The organism is Cellulomonas sp. NEAU-ZC6 (assembly GCF_056844425.1).
In genome coordinates, this window is the sequence record NZ_JBXFYH010000003.1 from 1 (window position 1) to 22,311 (window position 22,311).

A 22,311-nucleotide genomic window follows, 5' to 3' on the forward strand; every position below is an offset into this window, starting at 1 on the left:
TTTTTTGGTGTCGTGGGTCTGGCCCTGCTCCGTCTGGGTCGGCCCGCACAGCCATGTTGAACTGGCTGCCCCTTCGTCAGCGTGGGGGTGGTCGTTTCGTGTGTCGGTGGACTGCTGCCTTCGGGTGGTGGTTGCCATGTAGACATCAACGGAGAGTTTGATTCTGGCTCAGGACGAACGCTGGCGGCGTGCTTAACACATGCAAGTCGAACGGTGAAGCCCAGCTTGCTGGGTGGATCAGTGGCGAACGGGTGAGTAACACGTGAGTAACCTGCCCCTGACTCTGGGATAAGCCTTGGAAACGAGGTCTAATACCGGATACGAGACGCTCGGGCATCCGAAGTGTCTGGAAAGATTTATCGGTCAGGGATGGACTCGCGGCCTATCAGCTTGTTGGTGGGGTAGTGGCCCACCAAGGCGACGACGGGTAGCCGGCCTGAGAGGGCGACCGGCCACACTGGGACTGAGACACGGCCCAGACTCCTACGGGAGGCAGCAGTGGGGAATATTGCACAATGGGCGCAAGCCTGATGCAGCGACGCCGCGTGAGGGATGAAGGCCTTCGGGTTGTAAACCTCTTTCAGCAGGGAAGAAGCGCAAGTGACGGTACCTGCAGAAGAAGCGCCGGCTAACTACGTGCCAGCAGCCGCGGTAATACGTAGGGCGCAAGCGTTGTCCGGAATTATTGGGCGTAAAGAGCTCGTAGGCGGTTTGTCGCGTCTGCTGTGAAAACTCGAGGCTCAACCTCGGGCTTGCAGTGGGTACGGGCAGACTAGAGTGCGGTAGGGGTGACTGGAATTCCTGGTGTAGCGGTGGAATGCGCAGATATCAGGAGGAACACCGATGGCGAAGGCAGGTCACTGGGCCGCAACTGACGCTGAGGAGCGAAAGCATGGGGAGCGAACAGGATTAGATACCCTGGTAGTCCATGCCGTAAACGTTGGGCACTAGGTGTGGGGCTCATTCCACGAGTTCCGTGCCGCAGCAAACGCATTAAGTGCCCCGCCTGGGGAGTACGGCCGCAAGGCTAAAACTCAAAGAAATTGACGGGGGCCCGCACAAGCGGCGGAGCATGCGGATTAATTCGATGCAACGCGAAGAACCTTACCAAGGCTTGACATACACCGGAAACTTCCAGAGATGGTTGCCCCGCAAGGTCGGTGTACAGGTGGTGCATGGTTGTCGTCAGCTCGTGTCGTGAGATGTTGGGTTAAGTCCCGCAACGAGCGCAACCCTCGTCCTATGTTGCCAGCGGGTCATGCCGGGGACTCATAGGAGACTGCCGGGGTCAACTCGGAGGAAGGTGGGGATGACGTCAAATCATCATGCCCCTTATGTCTTGGGCTTCACGCATGCTACAATGGCCGGTACAAAGGGCTGCGATACCGCGAGGTGGAGCGAATCCCAAAAAGCCGGTCTCAGTTCGGATTGGGGTCTGCAACTCGACCCCATGAAGTCGGAGTCGCTAGTAATCGCAGATCAGCAACGCTGCGGTGAATACGTTCCCGGGCCTTGTACACACCGCCCGTCAAGTCACGAAAGTCGGTAACACCCGAAGCCGGTGGCCCAACCCTTGTGGGGGGAGCCGTCGAAGGTGGGACTGGCGATTGGGACTAAGTCGTAACAAGGTAGCCGTACCGGAAGGTGCGGCTGGATCACCTCCTTTCTAAGGAGCTTCTGACGCTCTGCCTGGTGCAGGGTGTGCAGAGACCAGGCCCGGACCGTACGCGTTCGGGGTGGTGCTCACGGGTGGAACATCAACTACGGCGACCTCTTGCTGGGTCGGCATCGCGTCAGTACTCCGCCTTCGGGTGGTCGGAACCTCGCACCGCTGATCTGGTCGGGTCGCCTGGGCACGCTGTTGGGTCCTGAGGGAACAGCCCGCTTTGGGGGTGTTGCTTCATGACGGGCCCGGTCGGTCGGTCGAACCGCTCACACCAGCTGGTGGGGGCAGGCGCCGGCGGAAGACCTGGGGATCGTTCGTTGTTTGAGAACTGCACAGTGGACGCGAGCATCTTTTAAAGTAATGTCTTTGTGGTCAAGTTTTTAAGGGCACAGGGTGGATGCCTTGGCACTAGGAGCCGAAGAAGGACGTTGTAGCCTGCGATAAGCCTCGGGGAGTTGGCAAACGAACCGTGATCCGAGGATGTCCGAATGGGGAAACCCCGCACGAGTCATGTCGTGTGACCCGCACCTGAATATATAGGGTGTGTGGAGGGAACGCCGGGAAGTGAAACATCTCAGTACCGGCAGGAAGAGATATTCCGTGAGTAGTGGCGAGCGAAAGCGGATGAGGCCAAACCGTATGCGTGCCAAGCCGGCAGGCGTTGCGTGTACGGGGTTGTGGGACCTTTCCGATGGATCTGCCGATCCGTCAGGGAGTCAGAAAGCCGCGTTATAGTCGAAGGGCATTGAAAGGCCCGGCACAGAGGGTGGTACCCCCGTAGACGAAATGACGTGGCCTCCCGAAGGGGATCCCAAGTAGCACGGGGCCCGAGAAATCCCGTGTGAATCTGGCAAGACCACTTGCTAAGCCTAAATACTACCTAGTGACCGATAGCGGACAAGTACCGTGAGGGAAAGGTGAAAAGTACCCCGGGAGGGGAGTGAAATAGTACCTGAAACCGTGTGCCTACAATCCGTCGGAGCCTCCCTAGCAGGGGTGACGGCGTGCCTTTTGAAGAATGAGCCTGCGAGTTAGTGGTACGTGGCGAGGTTAACCCGTGTGGGGAAGCCGTAGCGAAAGCGAGTCCGAATAGGGCGATACAGTCGCGTGCTCTAGACCCGAAGCGAAGTGATCTAGCCATGGGCAGGTTGAAGCGCGGGTAAGACCGCGTGGAGGACCGAACCCACCTGGGTTGAAAACCGGGGGGATGACCTGTGGTTAGGGGTGAAAGGCCAATCAAACTTCGTGATAGCTGGTTCTCCCCGAAATGCATTTAGGTGCAGCGTCACGTGTTTCTTGCCGGAGGTAGAGCTACTGGATAGCCGATGGGCCCCACCAGGTTACTGACGTTAGCCAAACTCCGAATGCCGGTAAGTGAGAGCGTGGCAGTGAGACTGCGGGGGATAAGCTCCGTAGTCGAGAGGGAAACAGCCCAGACCACCAGCTAAGGCCCCTAAGCGTATGCTAAGTGGGAAAGGATGTGGAGTTGCACAGACAACCAGGAGGTTGGCTTAGAAGCAGCCACCCTTGAAAGAGTGCGTAATAGCTCACTGGTCAAGTGATTCCGCGCCGACAATGTAGCGGGGCTCAAGTATACCGCCGAAGCTGTGGCATTCACATTTCAGGCAGGCCTTCGTGGTCCAGCCGTGTGGATGGGTAGGGGAGCGTCGTGTGGCGGGTGAAGCTGCGGGGTAACCCAGTGGTGGACGCCACACGAGTGAGAATGCAGGCATGAGTAGCGAATGACGGGTGAGAAACCCGTCCGCCGAATGATCAAGGGTTCCAGGGCCAGGCTAATCCGCCCTGGGTAAGTCGGGACCTAAGGCGAGGCCGACAGGCGTAGTCGATGGACAACGGGTTGATATTCCCGTACCGGCGAAGAACCGCCCATACCGAGCCCGGTGATGCTAAACGCCCGAGCCGCCGCACCGACTCCTTCGGGAGTCACCGCGGCGGGGAGCGCGTGACCCGATCCGGTAGTAGGTAAGCGTATTAACAGGAGTGACGCAGGAAGGTAGCCCAGCGTGGCGATGGTAGTCCACGTCCAAGGCCGTAGGGCGAGTGGTAGGCAAATCCGCCACTCACATAGCCTGAGAACCGATGGTGACAGCGTATGCTGGATGATTGGGTGATCCTATGCTGCCGAGAAAAGCTTCGACGCGAGGTTCTAGCCGCCCGTACCCTAAACCGACTCAGGTGATCAGGTAGAGAATACCAAGGCGATCGAGAGAATCGTGGTTAAGGAACTCGGCAAAATGCCCCCGTAACTTCGGGAGAAGGGGGGCCTGAAGCGTGTACCGGCTTGCCCGGGAAGCGTGGAGGGCCGCAGAGACCAGGGGGAAGCGACTGTTTACTAAAAACACAGGTCCGTGCGAAGTCGCAAGACGATGTATACGGACTGACGCCTGCCCGGTGCTGGAAGGTTAAGAGGACGGGTCAGCCGCAAGGCGAAGCTCAGAATTTAAGCCCCAGTAAACGGCGGTGGTAACTATAACCATCCTAAGGTAGCGAAATTCCTTGTCGGGTAAGTTCCGACCTGCACGAATGGCGTAACGACTTCCCCGCTGTCTCAACCGCGAACTCGGCGAAATTGCACTACGAGTAAAGATGCTCGTTACGCGCAGCAGGACGGAAAGACCCCGGGACCTTTACTATAGTTTGGTATTGGTGTTCGGTGCGGCTTGTGTAGGATAGGTGGGAGACTGTGAAGCCGGCACGCCAGTGTCGGTGGAGTCAACGTTGAAATACCACTCTGGTCGCTCTGGATATCTAACCTCGGTCCGTGATCCGGATCAGGGACAGTGCCTGATGGGTAGTTTAACTGGGGCGGTTGCCTCCTAAAATGTAACGGAGGCGCTCAAAGGTTCCCTCAGCCTGGTTGGCAATCAGGTGGCGAGTGCAAGTGCACAAGGGAGCTTGACTGTGAGACTGACAGGTCGAGCAGGGACGAAAGTCGGAACTAGTGATCCGGCGGTGGCTTGTGGAAGCGCCGTCGCTCAACGGATAAAAGGTACCCCGGGGATAACAGGCTGATCTTGCCCAAGAGTCCATATCGACGGCATGGTTTGGCACCTCGATGTCGGCTCGTCGCATCCTGGGGCTGGAGTAGGTCCCAAGGGTTGGGCTGTTCGCCCATTAAAGCGGTACGCGAGCTGGGTTTAGAACGTCGTGAGACAGTTCGGTCCCTATCCGCTGCGCGCGCAGGAAACTTGAGAAGGGCTGTCCCTAGTACGAGAGGACCGGGACGGACGAACCTCTGGTGTGCCAGTTGTTCCGCCAGGAGCACGGCTGGTTGGCTACGTTCGGAAGGGATAACCGCTGAAAGCATCTAAGCGGGAAGCCTGCTTCAAGATGAGGTTTCCACGCCCCCTCGAGGGGTGAGAGGCTCCCGGCTAGACCACCGGGTAGATAGGCCGGATGTGGAAGGCAGGACGCAAGACTGCCGCAGCTGACCGGTACTAATAAGCCGACAACTTCACCACAACACTTTGTGTTGCTACGCGTCCACTGTGCGGTTCCCGAACCACGAGCACCCTGCCGTCAGGTATGTGCTTTGACAGTTCGACAGAGTTACGGCGGTCATAGCGAAGGGGAAACGCCCGGTCCCATTCCGAACCCGGAAGCTAAGCCCTTCAGCGCCGATGGTACTGCACTCGCCAGGGTGTGGGAGAGTAGGACGCCGCCGGACATCCATTCACGAAGAGCCACCCCGCAAGGGGTGGCTCTTCGTGTTTCCCGGAACATTTCCCGGCCCCGCGCACGCACCCGTGCACGCATGCCCCCGCAGCTCCCCGGGCGCCGAGATGACAACGCGCGCCTGTGCGTCGGCCCTGCCACGCAGGCCGCTTCTGCCACTTCGACGAGCGTCGCTCGATGGCTTCCCGCTCGACGTGCCGGCGGCGCCGCCGCCCTGGTAGCGGCGGCCCGGCAGCCACGTCCCCCTGCTGGAGGCGCTGTGGCGTCGGTTCGGGTCCGCGTCGAGAGACCGGTGCACGGCGTGGGGGTCCCCTGTCCGCGGCGGAGGTTTCAGCCGTGCCCGGGGTGTCCGTAGGGGGTGGACCTCAGCTGTCCGGGTGCACGCCGGCGTCGGCGAGCCACGTCCACAGCGGCGTACCTGCGGCGGGGGCGTCGCCCAGTGGGAGGCGCACCCACCCGCCGCCCAGCAACCCGACCTCGAGCAGGGTGGGGCCACGGCTCTCCAGGCGCACCACCGACGCGAACGGCGACTCCGTCCACGCGTCCTCGGGGTCCGGTTCCAGGGCGTCGAGCAGCGCGACGGCCCGGCGGAGCGCTACCGGGTCGTCCTCCACGTGCAGGACCGTGCTCGCTCCGCGGTGCCGGTGGTCGTATCCCGTGCCTGCGATGACCAGGGGCCTCGACGGGGAGTCCGACATCCCGCGAGCGCGTCCGATCAGGCCGGGACGAAGTACAGGACGCCGAGCGGGGGCACGCGGACCGTCGCGGAGAACGCGCGGCCGTGGTGCGGCTCGGGCCGCGCCTCGACCTGGCCGAGGTTGCCCACGCCGGAGCCGCCGTACTCCTCGGCGTCGGTGTTGACGGCCTCGATCCAGGTGCCGCCCTGGGGGAGCGCGAGCCGGTAGTTCTCGTGCGGGACGCCCGAGAAGTTGACCACCACCGCGACCACGTTGCCGCGGTCGTCCCGGCGCAGGTAGGCGAGGACATTGCGGTCGGCGTCGTTGGCGTCGATCCACTCGAAACCCTGCGGGCTGTGGTCGAGGGCCCACATGGCGGAGTGCGAGCGGTAGAACCGGTTCAGGTCGCGCACGGCCCGCTGCACGCCGCGGTGCGGCTCGTGGTCGAGCAGGTACCAGTCGAGCGACCGGGACTCGGCCCACTCGGTGCCCTGGGCGAACTCGGAGCCCATGAACAGCAGCTGCTTGCCGGGGTGCGACCACTGGTAGCCGAGCAGGGCGCGGACGCCGGCGCGCTGCTGCCAGTCGTCCCCGGGCATCTTGCGCATGAGCGATCCCTTGCCGTGCACGACCTCGTCGTGGCTGATGGGCAGGACGAACTGCTCGGAGAACGCGTACACCAGCGAGAACGTCGCCTCGTGGTGGTGGTAGCGGCGGTTGATCGGCAGCTCCGCGAGGTAGCGGAGCGTGTCGTTCATCCAGCCCATGTTCCACTTGAGGCCGAACCCGAGGCCGCCGCCGCTGGTGGGGGTGGTGACGCCCGGCCAGGCGGTCGACTCCTCGGCGATCATCATGACGCCGGGGGTCCGCCGGTAGGCGGTCGCGTTGGCCTCCTGCAGGAACGAGATCGCCTCGAGGTTCTCGCGGCCGCCGTGCGCGTTCGGGCGCCACTGGCCGGGCTCGCGGGAGTAGTCGAGGTAGAGCATCGAGGCGACGGCGTCGACCCGCAGCCCGTCGGCGTGGAACTCCTCGAGCCAGTAGGTGGCGTTGGCGACCAGGAAGTTGCGCACCTCGTTGCGACCGAAGTCGAAGACGTAGGTGCCCCAGTCCATCTGCTCGCCGCGCATCGGGTCCGGGTGCTCGTACAGCGGGGTGCCGTCGAACCGGGCCAGCGCCCACTCGTCCTTGGGGAAGTGCGCGGGCACCCAGTCGATCAGCACGCCGATGCCGGCGCGGTGCAGGGTGTCGACCAGGTACCGGAAGTCGTCGGGGTGCCCGAACCGCGAGGTGGGCGCGTAGTACGAGGTGACCTGGTAGCCCCAGGAGCCGCCGAACGGGTGCTCGGCCACCGGCAGGAACTCGACGTGGGTGAAGCCCATCTCCAGCACGTACTCGGTGAGCTGCGCCGCGAGGTCGCGGTAGGACAGCCCCTGGCGCCAGGAGCCGAGGTGCACCTCGTAGATACTCATGGGGCCGGCGTGCGGGTCGTGGGTCTGCCGCTGCTGGATCCACTCGTCGTCGCCCCAGCTGAAGGCGGACTCGACGACGACGGAGGCGGTGGCCGGCGGCACCTCCGTGCCCTTGGCCAGCGGGTCGGCCTTCTGCCGCCAGCCGCCGTCGGCGCCGAGGATCTCGAACTTGTACCGCGCGCCGGCGGTGACGCCGGGCACGAAGATCTCCCACACCCCGGACTCGCCGAGCGAGCGCATGGCGTGGGTCGAGCCTTGCCAGTGGTTGAAGTCGCCGACGACCCGGACGGCACGGGCGTTGGGCGCCCAGACGGCGAACGCGGTGCCCTCGACGTCGCCGAGGGAGCCCGGGTAGCGGTGCACGTTGGCGCCGAGCACGGACCACAGCTGCTCGTGCCGGCCCTCGCGGATCAGGTGCCGGTCCAGCTCCTGGACCGTGGGGAGGTAGCGGTACGGGTCGTCGACCCGGGTGGTCTCGCCCCCGTAGGTGACGTCGAGCCGGTAGTCGACCACCTGCGGGTGGGGCAGCAGGGCGACCCAGATGCCGTCCTGCTCGTGCACCGCGGGCGTCGAGCCGTCGGCGGTGACCACCACGACGGCGTCCGCCATGGGGCGCAGGGTGCGCACGACCAGCCCGCTCGGGGTCTGGTGCGCACCGAGGACGGCGTGCGGGTCGTGGTGCGCGCCGGAGGCCACGGCGTGCAGCGTTCCGGGGTCCACGGTGACGGGCGACGTCTCTGCCGGGCGGTTCATGTCCCTACCCAACCACCACCGGCGCGTTCCCGCAGCCAGAGGTGCCCGGCACGTGGCCGGCCGGTCCGCCGGTCACGCGGTCAGTCGCGCAGGACCGCCCCGCCGGCCACCGACCACCACAGGTCGGCGAGCGCGCGGTGGCCCGCCGGGGTCGGGTGCACGCCGTCCGCCGCGAGCTCACCCGCACCGTCCGCACCGGCAAGCGCCGACAGGTGCGCGGCCGCCGGCACGAGCACGGCGTCGTGCTCCGCGGCCAGCCGCCGGACGACGGCCACCCGCTCACCGAGGTCCTCGTCCCACCACCGCTCCTGCTCGGGCGTCACGGGCAGCACGAACGGCTCGACCAGCACCAGGCGGCGGACGCCGGCGGCCAGGGCACCGCCGAGCAGCGTGCGGCAGGTCGCCTCGAACGCGGCGGCGGGGGTCGGCTCGCCCGCGTCGTACCGGCGCCAGGTGTCGTTGATGCCGATCAGGACGGAGAGCACGTCCGGGCGCGCCTGCAGGACGTCGGGGTCCCAGCGCGCGGCCAGGTCGACCGCCCGGTCGCCGCCGACCCCGCGGTTGGTGACCCGCGCGCCGCGCAGCGGGCCCTCGGCGAGCAGCCGGACGTACCCGTCGCCCAGCCCGCCCGGGTCGGCGCGCCGGCCGCAGTCGGTGACGGAGTCGCCGGCGAACAGCACGTGCGGGCCGGACGGGGGAGCGGGGGCGTCGGCGGTCACGCGCGGCAGTCTGCCAGCCGCCGGCCGCCCCGTCAGCCGATCAGCCGCTCGACGGCCCGCATCGGGATCGGCAGCCAGGTGGGCCGGTTGCGCGCCTCGTAGACCGCCTCGTACAGCGCCTTGTCCAGCTCGAGCACGCGCAGCAGGTGCGCGCGCACGCCCGGGTCCAGGTCGGCCGACTCCGCCGAGTACCCCGCGAGGAACGCGGTGCGCGCCACGTCGGTCCAGGCGCCGGGTGCGTCGCCGACGGCGGCGGCGTAGTCGAAGGACCGGAGCATGCCGGCGGCGTCGCGCAGCGCCAGGTCGGGCCGGGTGCGCTGCGCGACCGGCACCAGCGGCTCGCCCTCGAAGTCCAGGACGTACCAGGTGCCGTCCCCGCGCAGCACCTGCCCCAGGTGCAGGTCGCCGTGCACGCGCTGCCGGGGCGGGACCTCGTGCAGCAGCCGGGTGCGCTCGGCCAGGGCGGCGACGGGGTCGGCGTACCGCTCCAGCTCGGGCACGGCCTCCCGGGCCCAGGCGAACCGGGCGGCCAGCCCGTCGGCGACGACCGCCGCCGCCGGGGACAGGCCGGGCTCGGGGTCGGCGGCGTGCCGGCCCTCGGCGGGCGCCGGCGGGGCGGGCGGCTCGGCGTCGGTCGGCAGCGCCTGCGCGAGCGCGCGGTGCATCTGGCCGACGACGGCACCGAGCTCGTGCGCGAGGTCGGCGAACGACGTCCCGGCGCGGGCCAGGTCGCACGCGAGCTCGAACCCGTCCTGCGCGCCGGGGACGAACGCGCTGAGCACGCCGAGGTGCCCGTGCGCGGTGCCCTCGCCGTCGGGCCACTCGGCGCCGAGCCAGGCGAGCGGGGCGGGCACGTGCGACCAGCCGGCCTCGGCCAGCGCGCGGGGCACGTCGACGTCGGGGTTGTCGCCGTCGGACAGGCCGCGGAACACCTTGAGCATCGCGGTGCCGCCGTCGGGGCCGGCGCCGGGCAGGATCACCGAGGTGTTGGACTGCTCGCCCGGGACGACCTTGGGCGCCCCGAGCCGGTCGGTCGGGGCGGCTGCGGGAGCACCCTCGGGCCGGTCCGCCTCGGCGAGCCACGCGCGCTCGAACTCCGGGAGCCCGGCGCCGTCCAGCACCACGGTGCCGTCCGGCAGCCGGCCGACGAGGGCGGGGTGGTCGTCCGCGACGTCGCCGTCGAGCACGAGCGGCACCTGCAGCACCGCGCCCGTCCCGGCGCCCTCGGCGCGGATCAGCAGCAGCCGCACCTCGGCGTCGCCGTCGGGGTCGGTGAGCGTGAGCCCGCCGATCGCGCTCACCCGGGCCTCGGTGCCCTTGACGGGGAACCAGCGCCGGCCCGGCAGCCAGGGCGCCAGCAGCGCCGCCAGCGCGTCGTCGCGGGACTCGTGCACCACGCGCCGCCCGGTCATGCCGTCGTCACCGCCAGCCAGTAGAAGTCGCGGGAGCCGAGCGTGACCGAGACGGTCCCGTCGGTGCCGACCGAGGGGAACGGCGCGCCGCCGAACACGTCGCGCAGCTCCGCACCCGCCAGCGCGGCGGGCAGACGCAGCGTCGACGCCCGGGCCGTCGACGCGAGGTTGGCCACGCACAGCAGCGTCTCGGTGTCCGACCGGCGCAGGAACGACAGGACGCTCTCGTTGTCGCCCGGCACGACCTCGAACGTGCCGAGGCCGAGCGCCGGGTGCTGGCGCCGGACCGCGAGCATGCCGCGCACCCAGTGCAGCAGCGAGGTGTGCTGCGCGAGCTGCGCCTCGACGTTGACGTTGTTGTAGTGGTGCACCAGCGACTGGATCACCGGCAGGTAGAGCTTGCCGGGGTCCGCGGTGGAGAAGCCGGAGTTCCGGTCGGGCGTCCACTGCATCGGGGTGCGCACCGCGTCGCGGTCGGGCAGCCAGATGTTGTCGCCCATCCCGATCTCGTCGCCGTAGTACAGGCAGGGGCTGCCCGGCAGCGACAGGAGCAGGGCGTGCGCGAGCTCGATCTCCTTGCGGGAGTCCTCGAGCAGGGGCGCGAGCCGGCGCCGGATGCCGATGTTGGCACGCATCCGGGAGTCCGGGGCGTACCAGCCGTACATCGAGGCGCGCTCCTCGGTGGACACCATCTCGAGCGTGAGCTCGTCGTGGTTGCGCAGGAACGTGCTCCACTGCCCGCCGGCGGGGATCTCCGGCGTGTCCGCGAGGATGTCGACGATCGACGTCGCCTGCTGGTCGCGCAGCGAGTAGTAGATGCGCGGCATCACGGGGAAGTGGAAGCACATGTGGCACTCGGGCTCGGCCTCGGTGCCGAAGTAGTGCACGACGTCCTCGGGCCACTGGTTGGCCTCGGCCAGCATGATCCGCCCGGGGAACTCCCGGTCGATCATCGCCCGCAGGTCGCGCAGGAACCGGTGCGTCTCCGGGAGGTTCTCGCAGTTCGTGCCGTCGCGCTCGTACAGGTAGGGCACGGCGTCGAGCCGGAACCCGTCGACGCCCAGCCGCAGCCAGAACCGGGCGACGTCGTGCATCGCCTCGACCACCCGCGGGTTGTCGAAGTTCAGGTCGGGCTGGTGGCTGAAGAACCGGTGCCAGAAGTACTGCCGGCGCACGGGGTCGAAGGTCCAGTTGGACGTCTCGGTGTCGACGAAGATGATCCGGGCGTCCTGGTAGCGCGTCGGGTCGTCGGACCAGACGTAGAAGTCGCCGTACGGACCCTCGGGGTCGGAGCGGGACGCCTGGAACCAGGGGTGCTGGTCGGAGGAGTGGTTCATCACCAGGTCGACGACGACGCGGATGCCGCGCTCGTGCGCCTGCGCGACCAGCTCCGTGAAGTCGTCCAGCGAGCCGTACTGCGCGGCGACGGCGGTGTAGTCGGACACGTCGTAGCCGCCGTCGCGCAGCGGGGACGGGTAGAACGGCGGCAGCCACAGGCAGTCGATGCCGAGCCACTTGAGGTAGTCGAGCCGCTCGATCAGGCCGCGCAGGTCGCCGCTGCCGGAGCCGTCGGAGTCGGAGAACGACCGGATCATCACCTCGTAGAACACCGCGGTGCGGTACCACTCCGGGTCGTTGCTCAGGCCGCCGCCCTCGGGCGCGGGCACCGGCGGCTGCCGCTTGGCCGGCAGGGCCGTGACCGCGATCTGACCGGTGAGCGGCGGGACGGGGGCAGCCCCCGCGGCGGACGGCGCCGGTGCGCCGCCCGTCGGCCCCAGCGGGCTCACACCCGCTCCACCACGACGACGTGCGCGACCCGGCTGTACGGGTCGAGCCGGACCCACGGGTGCCCGTCCCAGGCGTAGACCTCCTGGGACAGCACGTCGTGGGCCACGAACTTCGCGTCGGGCTCCAGGCCCAGCGCCGCGAGGTCCAGGTCGACGACGCCGTCGTGCGCCGACCGCGGGTCGAGGTTCACCACGACCAGCACGGTGTCCGCGCGCCCGGTCGGGGACAGGTGCGCGGGCAGGTGCCGCGAGAACGCCACCAGCGACGGGTCGCTCGTGGGATGCACCGTGAGGTTGCGCAGCTGCAGCAGCGCCGGGTGCGCCCTGCGGATCTCGTTGAGCGAGCGCAGCAGCCGGGCGATGCCGAGCGGCTCGGCGGCCGACCAGTCGCGCGGCTTGAACTCGTACTTCTCGTTGTCGATCTGCTCCTCGACGCCCGGCCGCGGCACGTCCTCGACCAGCTCGTAGCCGGAGTAGATGCCCCAGGTCGGCGCGCCGAGGGCGGCCAGCACGGCCTTGACGGCGAACCCGGCGGTGCCGCCGGTCTGCATGTACGGGGTGAGGATGTCGTGCGTGGTCGGCCAGAAGCTCGGCCGCATCCAGGAGCCCTGCTCGCCGGAGACCTCGGCCAGGTACTCCTCGATCTCGTCCTTCGTGTTCCGCCAGGTGAAGTACGTGTACGACTGGTGGAACCCGACCCGGGCCAGGTTGAGCATCATCGCCGGGCGGGTGAACGCCTCCGACAGGAACACGACCTCCGGGTGCGTCGCGCGGACGTCGGCAAGGATCCGCTGCCAGAACGACAGCGGCTTGGTGTGCGGGTTGTCGACGCGGAACGCCGTCACACCGTGGTCGATCCACACCTGCAGCACGCGGCGGATCTCCGCGTAGATGCCCTCCGGGTCGTTGTCGAAGTTCAGGGGGTAGATGTCCTGGTACTTCTTGGGCGGGTTCTCGGCGTAGGCGATCGTGCCGTCCAGCCGGGTGGTGAACCACTCCGGGTGCTCCGTGACCCACGGGTGGTCGGGGGAGCACTGCAGGGCGAGGTCGAGCGCGACCTCCAGGCCCTGCGCCCGGGCCTCGGCGACGAACGCGTCGAAGTCCTCGAAGGTGCCGAGCGACGGGTCGATGGCGTCGTGGCCGCCGTCGGGCGAGCCGATCGCGTAGGGGGAGCCCGGGTCGCCGGGGCGCGCGTCGAGCGTGTTGTTCCGGCCCTTGCGGTGCGTGGTGCCGATCGGGTGGATCGGCGTCAGGTAGACGACGTCGAACCCGAGGCCGGCGATGCGCGGCACGTCCGTCGCCGCGGTGCGCAGGGTGCCGGTGGTCCAGGTGCCCGTCGCGTCGTCGTAGGTGGCGCCGATCGACCGCGGGAAGATCTCGTACCAGGCCCCGGCCATCGCGAGCGGCCGGTCGACCAGCAGGGGGTACACCGGGGACGGGCTGACCAGCTCGCGCACGGGGTGCGCGGCCAGGACGGCCGCGACCTCGGCGGACAGGCCGGCGGCGAGCCGGGCCTCGGCGGGCCGGGTCGCGTCCCGCAGCGCGGTGACGGCGTCGCGCAGCAGCCGGGCGCCGTCGGGCGCGATCGCGGCGCCGGCGTCGTCGGTGGTCCGTGCGGCGGCGCGCTCCAGCAGGCGGGCGCCCTCCTCGAGCATCAGCTCGACGTCCACGCCGGCGCCCACCTTGAGCGGGGCGTCGTGCGACCAGGTGCCGTACGGGTCGGACCAGCCCTCGACCCGGAAGCCCCAGGCGCCGGGCGCGTCCGGCACCAGGTGCGCCTCGTACCGGTCCAGGCCGGGAGCGATGTCGACCATCGTGGCGCGGGACCGGTCGGTGCCGTCCGGCCCGACCAGCACCGCGGTGGCGGCGCAGGCGTCGTGCCCCTCGCGGAACACGGTGGCGCGGATCGGGACCGCCTCGCCGACGACCGCCTTGGCGGGCCAGCGCCCGCCCTCGGCGACGGGGGAGACGTCCACGACGGGGATCCGCCCGATGGGGGCGTGGCCCGCGGGGCCGGACGCGGTCACGGGCGCCGGGGCGGCCGTGGCGGTCCGGGTGGCGGGCGTCGTGGACGCGGTCGAGCGGGGGCGGGCACGACGCGGCGCGGGCTCGCGCGGCGGGGGTGTCGACGTCACGGTCCCGAACCTATCCACTGGTGCGGGAGCCAGCCATCCGGACGGCGAACCTCCTGCTCCCGGGCGATCTCGTGGGACGTAGGTGCTGTCGTCCCGGCCCCGCTCGTGGCTACTGTCGTGCGCGTGAGAGCCATCCGCCGATTCACCGTCCGCACCTCGCTGCCCGCCGAGCTCGCCGACCTGGACGAGCTCGCCCACAACCTCCGCTGGTCCTGGCACGCCCCCACCCGCGACCTGTTCGCCCGGATCGACCCGGGGCTCTGGGCCGAGGTGGGCGGCGACCCCGTCGCGCTGCTCGGCGCGCTGCGCCCGGAGCGGCTGGCCGAGCTGGCCGCCGACCCGGACGTCGTGGCCGCCGTGCGCGCCGCGACGGCCGACCTGCACGGGTACCTGCAGGCGCCGCGCTGGTACCAGCGCCGGCAGGCCGCGGACCCGACGCTGCCGGCCGGGATCGCGTACTTCTCGCCGGAGTTCGGCATCACCGCCGTGCTGCCGCAGTACTCCGGCGGCCTCGGCATCCTCGCCGGCGACCACCTCAAGAGCGCGTCCGACCTCGGAGTCCCGATCACCGGCGTCGGCCTGCTGTACGGCTCGGGCTACTTCAAGCAGGCGCTGACCCGGGACGGCTGGCAGGTCGAGACCTACCCGGTGCTGGACCCGGACGGCATGCCGCTGACGCTGGTCCGCGAGGAGGACGGCACCCCGGCCGTCGTGCGGATCGCGCTGCCCGGCGACCGGACGCTGCACGCGCACATCTGGACCGCGACCGTCGGCCGGGTGCCGCTGCTGCTGCTCGACTCCGACGTGCCGGAGAACGACGAGGCCGCGCGCAAGGTCACCGACCGGCTGTACGGGGGCGGCGGCGAGCACCGGCTGCAGCAGGAGCTGCTGCTCGGGGTGGGCGGCGTCCGCGCGCTGCGGGTGTGGTCGCGGCTGACCGGCGCCCCGGTGCCGGAGGTCTACCACACCAACGAGGGGCACGCCGGGTTCCTCGGCGTGGAGCGGATCCGCGAGCTGGTGACCGGCGCCGGCCTCGGGTTCGACGAGGCGCTCGAGGCGGTGCGCGCCGCGACGGTGTTCACCACGCACACGCCCGTGCCCGCCGGCATCGACCGGTTCGAGGCGCAGCTGGTCCAGCAGTACTTCGGCGGGGCGAACGCGACCGACGGCGTGCCCGTCGACCGGGTGCTCGCGCTCGGCGCCGAGGACTACCCGGGCGGCGACCCGCTGATGTTCAACATGGCGGTCATGGGCCTGCGCCTGGGCGGCCGGGCGAACGGGGTCTCGGTGCTGCACGGCGAGGTGTCCCGCGACATGTTCAACGGGCTGTGGCCGGGCTTCGACGACGTCGAGGTGCCGATCACGTCGGTCACCAACGGCGTGCACGCGCCGACCTGGGTCGACCCGCGGCTGAGCGAGCTCGCCGCCGAGCGGCTCACCGCCGAGGAGCTCGCGGCGGGCGACGGCTGGCTGCGGACCGACGCCATCGGCGACGAGGAGCTGTGGGCGCTGCGCCGGACGCTGCGCGCCCAGCTGGTGACCGACGCCCGGCGCCGGGTGCGCGCGTCCTGGGCCCGGCGCGGCGCGAGCCCCGCCGAGCTCGGCTGGGTGGACGACGTGCTGTCGCCCGACGTGCTGACCATCGGGTTCGCCCGGCGGGTGCCGACCTACAAGCGGCTGACGCTGATGCTGCGCGACCCCGAGCGGCTCAAGGCCCTGCTCACGCACCCCGAGCGCCCGGTGCAGCTGGTCATCGCCGGCAAGTCGCACCCCGCCGACGACCAGGGCAAGCGGCTGATCCAGCAGCTGGTCCGGTTCGCCGACGCCGAGGGCGTGCGGCACCGGATCGTGTTCCTGCCGAACTACGACATCGCGATGGCGCAGACCCTGTACCCGGGCTGCGACGTCTGGCTGAACAACCCGCTGCGCCCGCTCGAGGCCTGCGGCACGTCCGGCATGAAGGCCGCGCTGAACGGCGGCCTCAACCTGTCGATCCTCGACGGGTGGTGGGACGAGTGGTACGACGGCGAGAACGGCTGGGCCATCCCGACCGCCGACGGCGTCGAGGACCCGGACCGCCGCGACGACCTGGAGGCCGCCGCGCTGTACGAGCTGATCGAGCACCAGGTCGCCCCGCGGTTCTACGACCGGGACGAGCGCGGGCTGCCGCTGCGCTGGCTCGAGATGGTCCGGCACACGCTGGCCACCCTCGGCCCGAAGGTGCAGGCCACGCGCATGGTCGCGGACTACGTCGAGCGGCTGTACGCCCCCGCCGCCGTGGCGGGCCGCGCGCTGGCCGGCGACCAGTCGTTCACCGGCGCGCGCGAGCTCGCCGCCTGGAAGGGCCGGGTGCGGTCGGGCTGGCAGCACGTCCGCGTCGACCACGTCGAGTCCGGCGGGGTCGGGGAGGTGCCGCAGGTCGGCGACGCCCTGCACGTCAAGGCGTACGTCGCGCTGGGCGACCTGGCGCCCGAGGACGTCGAGGTCCAGGTCGTGCACGGCCGGGTCACGGAGTCCGACGAGCTGGACGGCTTCACGGTGGACCCGCTGGCGCTCGCGGACACGTACGAGGGCGGCCGGTACGCGTTCGCCGGGGACGTGCTGCTCGACGCCTCCGGGCCGTTCGGCTACAGCGTGCGCGTGGTCCCGACGCACGCGGGCCTCGCCTCCGTCGCGGAGGTCGGCCTGGTCGCGAACGCGGGCTGACCCGGCGCGCGCCGCCCTCTCTCGGTGTGCGGGATGGGGCGGGGCGGGCCGGGCGGCGCCGGGCGGGCCGGCGTCAGGCCGTGTAGACGCGCAGGCTCAGGGGCTCGAGGACGGCGCGGGTGCCGGCCTGCTGGTGCAGGGCGCCGTTCAGGTCCGCGGACCGGACCTCGTCCGGGTGCTCCCACGTCGAGTCCCAGGCGAGGGTCCACGTGGTCGGCAGCCCGTCGGCGAGCACGACGTCGACCGGGTCCAGCGAGCCGTTCACCACCACCAGCACGGCGTCGCCGTCGACGGCGCGGAGCATCTGCAGGGTGCGCAGGTCGGCGTCGTGCCAGCGCTCGTGGGTGAACGCCGCCCCGGTCGGGTCGAACCAGGTGAGGTCGGGGCGGTCGCCCGCGACGGCGCGCCCGGTGAAGAAGTGCGCGCTGCGCAGGGCGGGGTGCTCGCGGCGCAGGGCGGTGAGCCGCTGCGCGGTGGCCAGCAGGTCCCGCCGCCACGGCGCGAGGTCCCAGGCGACCCAGGACAGCGCCGAGTCCTGGCAGTAGGCGTTGTTGTTACCGCGCTGGGTGCGGCCGATCTCGTCGCCCGCGGTGATCATCGGCGTGCCGGTCGCCAGCAGCAGCGTGGCCAGCAGGTTCCGGATCGACCGGCGGCGCAGCGGCACGATGTCGGCCGCCACGGAGTCGGCGTCCACCCGGCCCTCGACGCCGTGGTTCCAGGACCGGTTGTCGTCCGACCCGTCGCGGTTGTTCTCGGCGTTGGCCTCGTTGTGCTTGTGCTCGTACGCCACCAGGTCGGCCAGCGTGAACCCGTCGTGGGCGGTGACGTAGTTGATGCTCGCCCGGGGCCCGCGGGCCAGGGGCGGGTCGGAGTGCCCGAACAGGTCGACGGAACCGGACAGCCGGGTCGCGAGGTCGCGGACCCGGTGCTCGGGCAGGCCGTGCGCGGCGCGGGCGGGGTCGGCCAGCCAGAACGACCGCACCGAGCTGCGGAACTTGTCGTTCCACTCGGCGAACGGCGGCGGGAACTGCCCGGTGCGCCAGCCGCCCGGGCCGACGTCCCACGGCTCGGCGACCAGCTTCAGCCCGTGCAGCGCCGGGTCGGTCCCCGCCGCCACCAGGAAGGGGTGGTCGGGGTCGAAGCCCGAGCGGCCGCGCCCCAGCGTGACCGCCAGGTCGAACCGGAACCCGTCGACGCCGACCTCCTGCGCCCAGTACCGCAGCGAGTCGAGGGCCATCCGCACGACCTCCGGCCGCCGGAAGTCGAGCGTGTTCCCGGTGCCGGTCACGTCGGCGAGCGCGGCCGGGTGCCCGCCGTCGTGCAGGTAGTACGCCGCGGAGTCCAGGCCGCGCCAGGACAGGTGCTGACCCGCCAGCCCGCCCTCGCACGTGTGGTTGTAGACGACGTCCAGCAGCACCTCGATACCGGCCTCGTGCAGGGCGTGCACCGCGGTGCGCAGCTCGTCCAGGACGGCGGCGGGTCCCGCGGCCCGGGCGGCCGCGGTCGCGTACGGCGCGTGCGGGGCGAAGAACCCGAGCGTGCTGTAGCCCCAGTAGTTGGTCAGGCCCTTGTCGACCAGGTGCGGCTCGGAGGAGAACGCGTGCACCGGCAGCAGCTCGACGGCGGTGACGCCGAGGTCGCGCAGGTGCTGCACCAGCACGGGGTGCCCGAGCGCCGCGTAGGTGCCGCGCAGGTGCGGCGGCAGGCCGGGGTGCCGCAGCGTCAGCCCGCGGACGTGGGCCTCGTAGACGACCGTGTCCTCCCACGGCACGTGCGGGCGGTTGCCGGCGGGGTCGACCGCGTCGCCGGCGCCGCGCCGCCCGGGGCGCCGGTCCAGCACCACGCCGTGCGGGACGTGCGCGACCGAGTCGCGCGGGTCCGCGGCGCCGAGCGGGTCGCCGCGCAGGGCGTCGTCCACGACGTGGCCGTAGGTGGCCGGGCCGTGGTCGACCTCGCCGACCAGGCCGTAGGCGTAGGGGTCGACCAGCAGCTTGGCGGGGTTGTACCGCAGCCCGGCGGCCGGGTCCCACGTGCCGTGCGCCCGCAGGCCGTAGCGCTGCCCGGGGCGGACGCCGGGCACCCGGGCGGCGAACACGCCGAGGTCGGGACCGGTCAGCGGCACCCGCCGCTCCGCCCAGCCCGTCGGCGAGGCCGGGTCCGGGTCGAGCAGGCAGAGGTCGACGGCGTCGGCGTGCGGTGCGAGCACGGCGACCTCGATCCCGTCGTCGGTCGCGTGCACGCCGAGGCGCGGCGGCGGCGCGCCGCGGTGGACCGGGGCACCGGGGGTGCGGTCGGCGGACGTCACGGACCCATTGTGGCCCGCCCGGGGCCAGGACCTGCGGCTCCGGTCCCGGACGGGGGTCCCGTGCCCCGCGCGTGCCGGGCGGGTAACGTTCCCGGCGTGAGAATCGTGGTGTGCGTGAAGCACGTGCCCGACATCCAGTCCGACCGGTCGATGGGGCCCGACGGCCGCATGGTCCGGGACGGTGGCGACGGCACCATCAACGAGCTGGACGAGAACGCGGTCGAGGCCGCGGTCGTCCTGGCGGAGCAGACCCGGGACGCGGGTGGCGACGCGGAGGTCGTCGTCGTGACCGTCGGCCCGGACGACGCCGAGGACGCCGTCCGCCGTGGCCTGCAGCTGGGCGCGGACGCCGCCGTGCACGTGGTGGACGACGCGATCGCCGGCTCGGACGTGCCCGGCACGGCGACCGTGCTGGCCGCGGTGCTGCGCCGGCTGGGCGAGCAGGCTCCGGTCGACCTGGTGGTCACCGGCATGGCGGGCCTGGACGGCTTGACCTCGCTGCTGCCCGCCATGCTCGCCGACCTGCTGGACCTGCCGCAGCTCACGCTCGCCGCCGAGGTGACGCTGGCCGACGGCGTCGTCACGGTGCGCCGCGACCTGGACCACACGACGGAGGTGCTGGCGGCGCCGCTGCCCGCGCTGGTGTCGGTGACCGACCGCAGCAACCAGCCGCGGTACCCGAACTTCCAGGGCATCATGGCGGCCCGCAAGAAGCCGGTCGAGCACCTCACGCTCGCCGACCTGGGCGTCGACCCGGCGACCGTCGGCACCGCCGGCGCGCGGACCGAGGTGCTGGAGGCCGCGCCGCGGCCGCCGCGCACCGACCGGGTGCTGGTGAGCGACGACGGCGAGGCCGGCGCGCGGCTGGCCGCCTGGCTGGTCGAGCACGAGCTGGTCCGGACGACCCCCGCGACGGGAGAGGTGCTGTGAGCGCATCGGTGCTGGTCCTGCTGGACCACGCGGAGACGGGCGCGCTGCGCGGCAGCGTGCTGGAGCTGGCGACCGCGGCCCGCGACCTGGCCGGCGGCGGCGAGGTGCACGGGCTCTGGGTGGGCGACGAGCCGCTCGATCCGGCGCTGCCCGTGCTCGGCCGGCACGGGGTGCAGGTGGTGCACGCGGTGACGACCGGCGACGCCGACCCGCGCCTGACGCCGGTCCTCGGCGAGGTGCTCGTCGACGCGGTCCGCGACACCGGTGCCACGGTGCTGCTGGCGCTGTCGACGTTCGAGAACAAGGAGGCCGTCGCCCGCCTCGCGGTGGCCACCGGCGCGGGCGTCGTGACGGACGCCGCCGCCGTCGGCCGCGACGACGACGGGCGCGTGGTGGCCGGCAAGACCGTGCTGGCCGGCACCTGGACCACCCGGTGCGCGGTCCGCACGGACCTCGCGGTCGTGACGATCAAGGCCGGCGCGATCGTGTCCCGGCACGTCGACGCCGAGGCGCCGCTGATCCCGGAGGTCCGGTCCCGCGAGGTCACGGTCTCGGAGCGGGCGACGCGGGTGCGGGTCGTCTCGCGCACCCCGGAGACGCCGTCCGACCGGCCCGATCTGTCCTCGGCCGACGTGGTCGTCGTCGGCGGGCGCGGCACCGAGGGCGACTTCTCGGTGCTGGAGGCGCTCGCGGACGAGGTCGGCGCCGCCGTCGGGGCGACCCGCGTGGCGACCGACGAGGGCTGGATCGGCCACGAGGCGCAGATCGGGCAGACCGGCGTGACCGTCTCGCCGCGGCTGTACATCGGCGCCGGCGTCTCCGGCGCGGTGCACCACCGTGGGGGCATGCAGGCGTCGGGGACGATCGTCGCCGTCAACAGCGACCCGGAGGCGCCGATCTTCGAGATCGCGGACTACGGGATCGTCGGCGACCTGTTCACCGTGCTGCCGCAGGTGACCGAGGAGCTGCGCCGCCGGCGCTGACCGGCGGCCGACCCGACCGGCGCCGGCCCGACCGGCGCCGGCCGCGTCGCGCGACCCCGGGTCAGGCGAGGGCGGTCAGCCAGGTGACCGCGTGCCGGGCCTGCGCGGCCTGGAACCGGCGCAGGTTCGGGATGCCGAGCGGCGCGGGCTGCATCGCGCTGTGCGCGAAGTACCCCGCGAGCCCGGCCACGGCCGCGCGCAGCCGCTCCGGCTCGACCTGCTTCGCGACCGGGCGGGACCAGAAGATGTCCTGCGGCGCCCCGCCGCCCTGCATCGCGACGCTCGGCAGCATGAACGCCAGGTCCAGCCAGGGCGCCCCGACGCTGGTGTGCGGCCAGTCGATGAGCGCGACCCGGCCGCCGTCGTGGTCGTGGTCGATCAGGACGTTGTCGGCCCGCAGGTCGCCGTGCACCAGGGCGGTGCCGGCGCACGCGGCGACCGCGTCCCGCTCCCAGTCGACCAGCACGTCCAGGTGCTCGCGCACCCAGGCCCCGGCGGACCCGGCACGCACGGCGAGCCGGTCCAGCTCGGCGCCGGGCAGGGCGGCGAGCGTGGCCCAGCCGGTGAAGTCGTCGGTCAGCTGGTCGCCGGTGCGGACCAGCCCGTGGCCCGGCAGCGGCTCGGCCTCGGCCAGGGTGTCCAGGGCGCGGAGCACGACCTCGAGCTCGTCGGAGCGCCACGGCAGCAGCGGCGGGCGGCCCGGGGCGACCTCGAAGCCGAGCAGGACCCAGTCGCCGTCGTCGTCGGACCAGAGCAGGCGGGGCGCCGGGACCTGCGGGGGCAGCGCGGCGGCCGCGCGCACCTCCGCCCGGGCGAGCCCGGGCGACTCGGGGTTCTGCTCCGGCGACACCGCCTTGACGAACACGCCGTGCCCGTCGGCCAGCTCGAGCACCGCCGCGAACCCCGGGCTGAACCCGGTGGTCGCGCTGGTCTCGGCGGTCACCTGGGACCCGGCGAGCTCGGCGATCCGCGCGCGCACGGACCGCGGCAGGTCGCGCCAGTCCAGGCGTTGGCCGCTGAAGGCCAGCGGAGGCGTCGTCGCGTCGTCGGCACTCACGGGGCACATCCTGCCA

At 71.0% G+C, this 22,311-nt stretch carries 11 protein-coding genes and 3 rRNA genes; 6 read left to right on the top strand and 8 right to left on the bottom strand.

The genetic code is table 11. The features are described 5' to 3' along the window. The first annotated feature begins 145 nt into the window (after nt 1-145). From AC1050_RS13600 to rrf, 3 genes are all read left to right on the top strand, one after another. A 16S ribosomal RNA gene (locus AC1050_RS13600) occupies nt 146-1,666 on the top strand. Nucleotides 1,667-2,036: 370 nt separating this feature from the next. Further along, nucleotides 2,037-5,148: ribosomal RNA gene (locus tag AC1050_RS13605) — 23S ribosomal RNA — on the top strand. Between the two features lie 89 nt (nt 5,149-5,237). After that, nucleotides 5,238-5,354, top strand: a 5S ribosomal RNA gene (gene rrf / locus AC1050_RS13610). The 16S, 23S and 5S rRNA genes sit together here, the layout of an rRNA operon. A 373-nt stretch (nt 5,355-5,727) precedes the next feature. Here rrf and AC1050_RS13615 read toward each other — a convergent pair. The 6 genes from AC1050_RS13615 to AC1050_RS13640 all read right to left on the bottom strand — a co-directional run bounded on the left by AC1050_RS13615 (nt 5,728) and on the right by AC1050_RS13640 (nt 14,314). After that, complete coding sequence (locus AC1050_RS13615; protein ID WP_482387943.1) at nt 5,728-5,976, bottom strand: hypothetical protein; 249 nt, start codon at nt 5,974-5,976, stop codon at nt 5,728-5,730. A 101-nt stretch (nt 5,977-6,077) separates the two neighbouring features. After that, nucleotides 6,078-8,261 (bottom strand): 1,4-alpha-glucan branching protein GlgB, encoded by a 2,184-nt coding sequence (gene glgB / locus AC1050_RS13620; protein WP_482387944.1) that lies wholly within the window; start codon nt 8,259-8,261, stop codon nt 6,078-6,080. Between the two features lie 80 nt (nt 8,262-8,341). Next, on the bottom strand, nt 8,342-8,980 hold the full coding sequence (locus tag AC1050_RS13625) for an SGNH/GDSL hydrolase family protein (protein WP_482387945.1): 639 nt from the start codon (nt 8,978-8,980) through the stop codon (nt 8,342-8,344). A gap of 32 nt (nt 8,981-9,012) precedes the next feature. Beyond that, nucleotides 9,013-10,392 (bottom strand): maltokinase N-terminal cap-like domain-containing protein, encoded by a 1,380-nt coding sequence (locus AC1050_RS13630; RefSeq protein ID WP_482387946.1) that lies wholly within the window; start codon nt 10,390-10,392, stop codon nt 9,013-9,015. Then, nucleotides 10,389-12,170 (bottom strand): maltose alpha-D-glucosyltransferase, encoded by a 1,782-nt coding sequence (gene treS, locus AC1050_RS13635; protein WP_482388394.1) that lies wholly within the window; start codon nt 12,168-12,170, stop codon nt 10,389-10,391. Before treS ends, AC1050_RS13630 begins: the two co-directional genes overlap by 4 nt. A 5-nt stretch (nt 12,171-12,175) precedes the next feature. Continuing rightward, nucleotides 12,176-14,314, bottom strand: coding sequence for an alpha-1,4-glucan--maltose-1-phosphate maltosyltransferase (locus tag AC1050_RS13640; RefSeq protein ID WP_482387947.1), 2,139 nt, complete (start codon nt 14,312-14,314; stop codon nt 12,176-12,178). 123 nt (nt 14,315-14,437) lie between these two features. Here AC1050_RS13640 and glgP point away from each other — a divergent pair, with 123 nt between their 5' ends. Next, nucleotides 14,438-17,020, top strand: coding sequence for an alpha-glucan family phosphorylase (gene glgP, locus AC1050_RS13645; RefSeq protein ID WP_482387948.1), 2,583 nt, complete (start codon nt 14,438-14,440; stop codon nt 17,018-17,020). A gap of 73 nt (nt 17,021-17,093) precedes the next feature. Here the strand turns inward: glgP and glgX are convergent, their stop codons facing one another. Further along, nucleotides 17,094-19,325, bottom strand: coding sequence for a glycogen debranching protein GlgX (glgX, locus tag AC1050_RS13650; protein ID WP_482387949.1), 2,232 nt, complete (start codon nt 19,323-19,325; stop codon nt 17,094-17,096). Nucleotides 19,326-19,421: 96 nt separating this feature from the next. On the opposite strand from glgX, the gene AC1050_RS13655 reads away from it, so the two are divergent. After that, nucleotides 19,422-20,255: an electron transfer flavoprotein subunit beta/FixA family protein gene (locus tag AC1050_RS13655; RefSeq protein ID WP_482387950.1), complete on the top strand. Its 834-nt coding sequence runs from the start codon at nt 19,422-19,424 to the stop codon at nt 20,253-20,255. Then, a complete protein-coding gene (locus AC1050_RS13660) occupies nt 20,252-21,238 on the top strand; it encodes an electron transfer flavoprotein subunit alpha/FixB family protein (protein ID WP_482387951.1) in 987 nt (328 codons plus the stop codon). Before AC1050_RS13655 ends, AC1050_RS13660 begins: the two co-directional genes overlap by 4 nt. A gap of 61 nt (nt 21,239-21,299) precedes the next feature. Here AC1050_RS13660 and AC1050_RS13665 read toward each other — a convergent pair whose 3' ends face one another. Next, nucleotides 21,300-22,295 carry a phosphotransferase family protein gene (locus AC1050_RS13665; RefSeq protein WP_482387952.1) on the bottom strand — a complete coding sequence of 332 codons (996 nt, stop codon included), beginning with the start codon at nt 22,293-22,295 and terminating at the stop codon, nt 21,300-21,302. Between the last annotated feature and the right edge of the window lie 16 nt (nt 22,296-22,311).

Coding starts and splice junctions, on each gene's coding strand:
- AC1050_RS13630 (WP_482387946.1), bottom strand. CDS start 10,392: ATGACCGGGCGGCGCGTGGTGCACGAGTCCCGCGACGACGCGCTGGCG.
- glgB (WP_482387944.1), bottom strand. CDS start 8,261: ATGAACCGCCCGGCAGAGACGTCGCCCGTCACCGTGGACCCCGGAACG.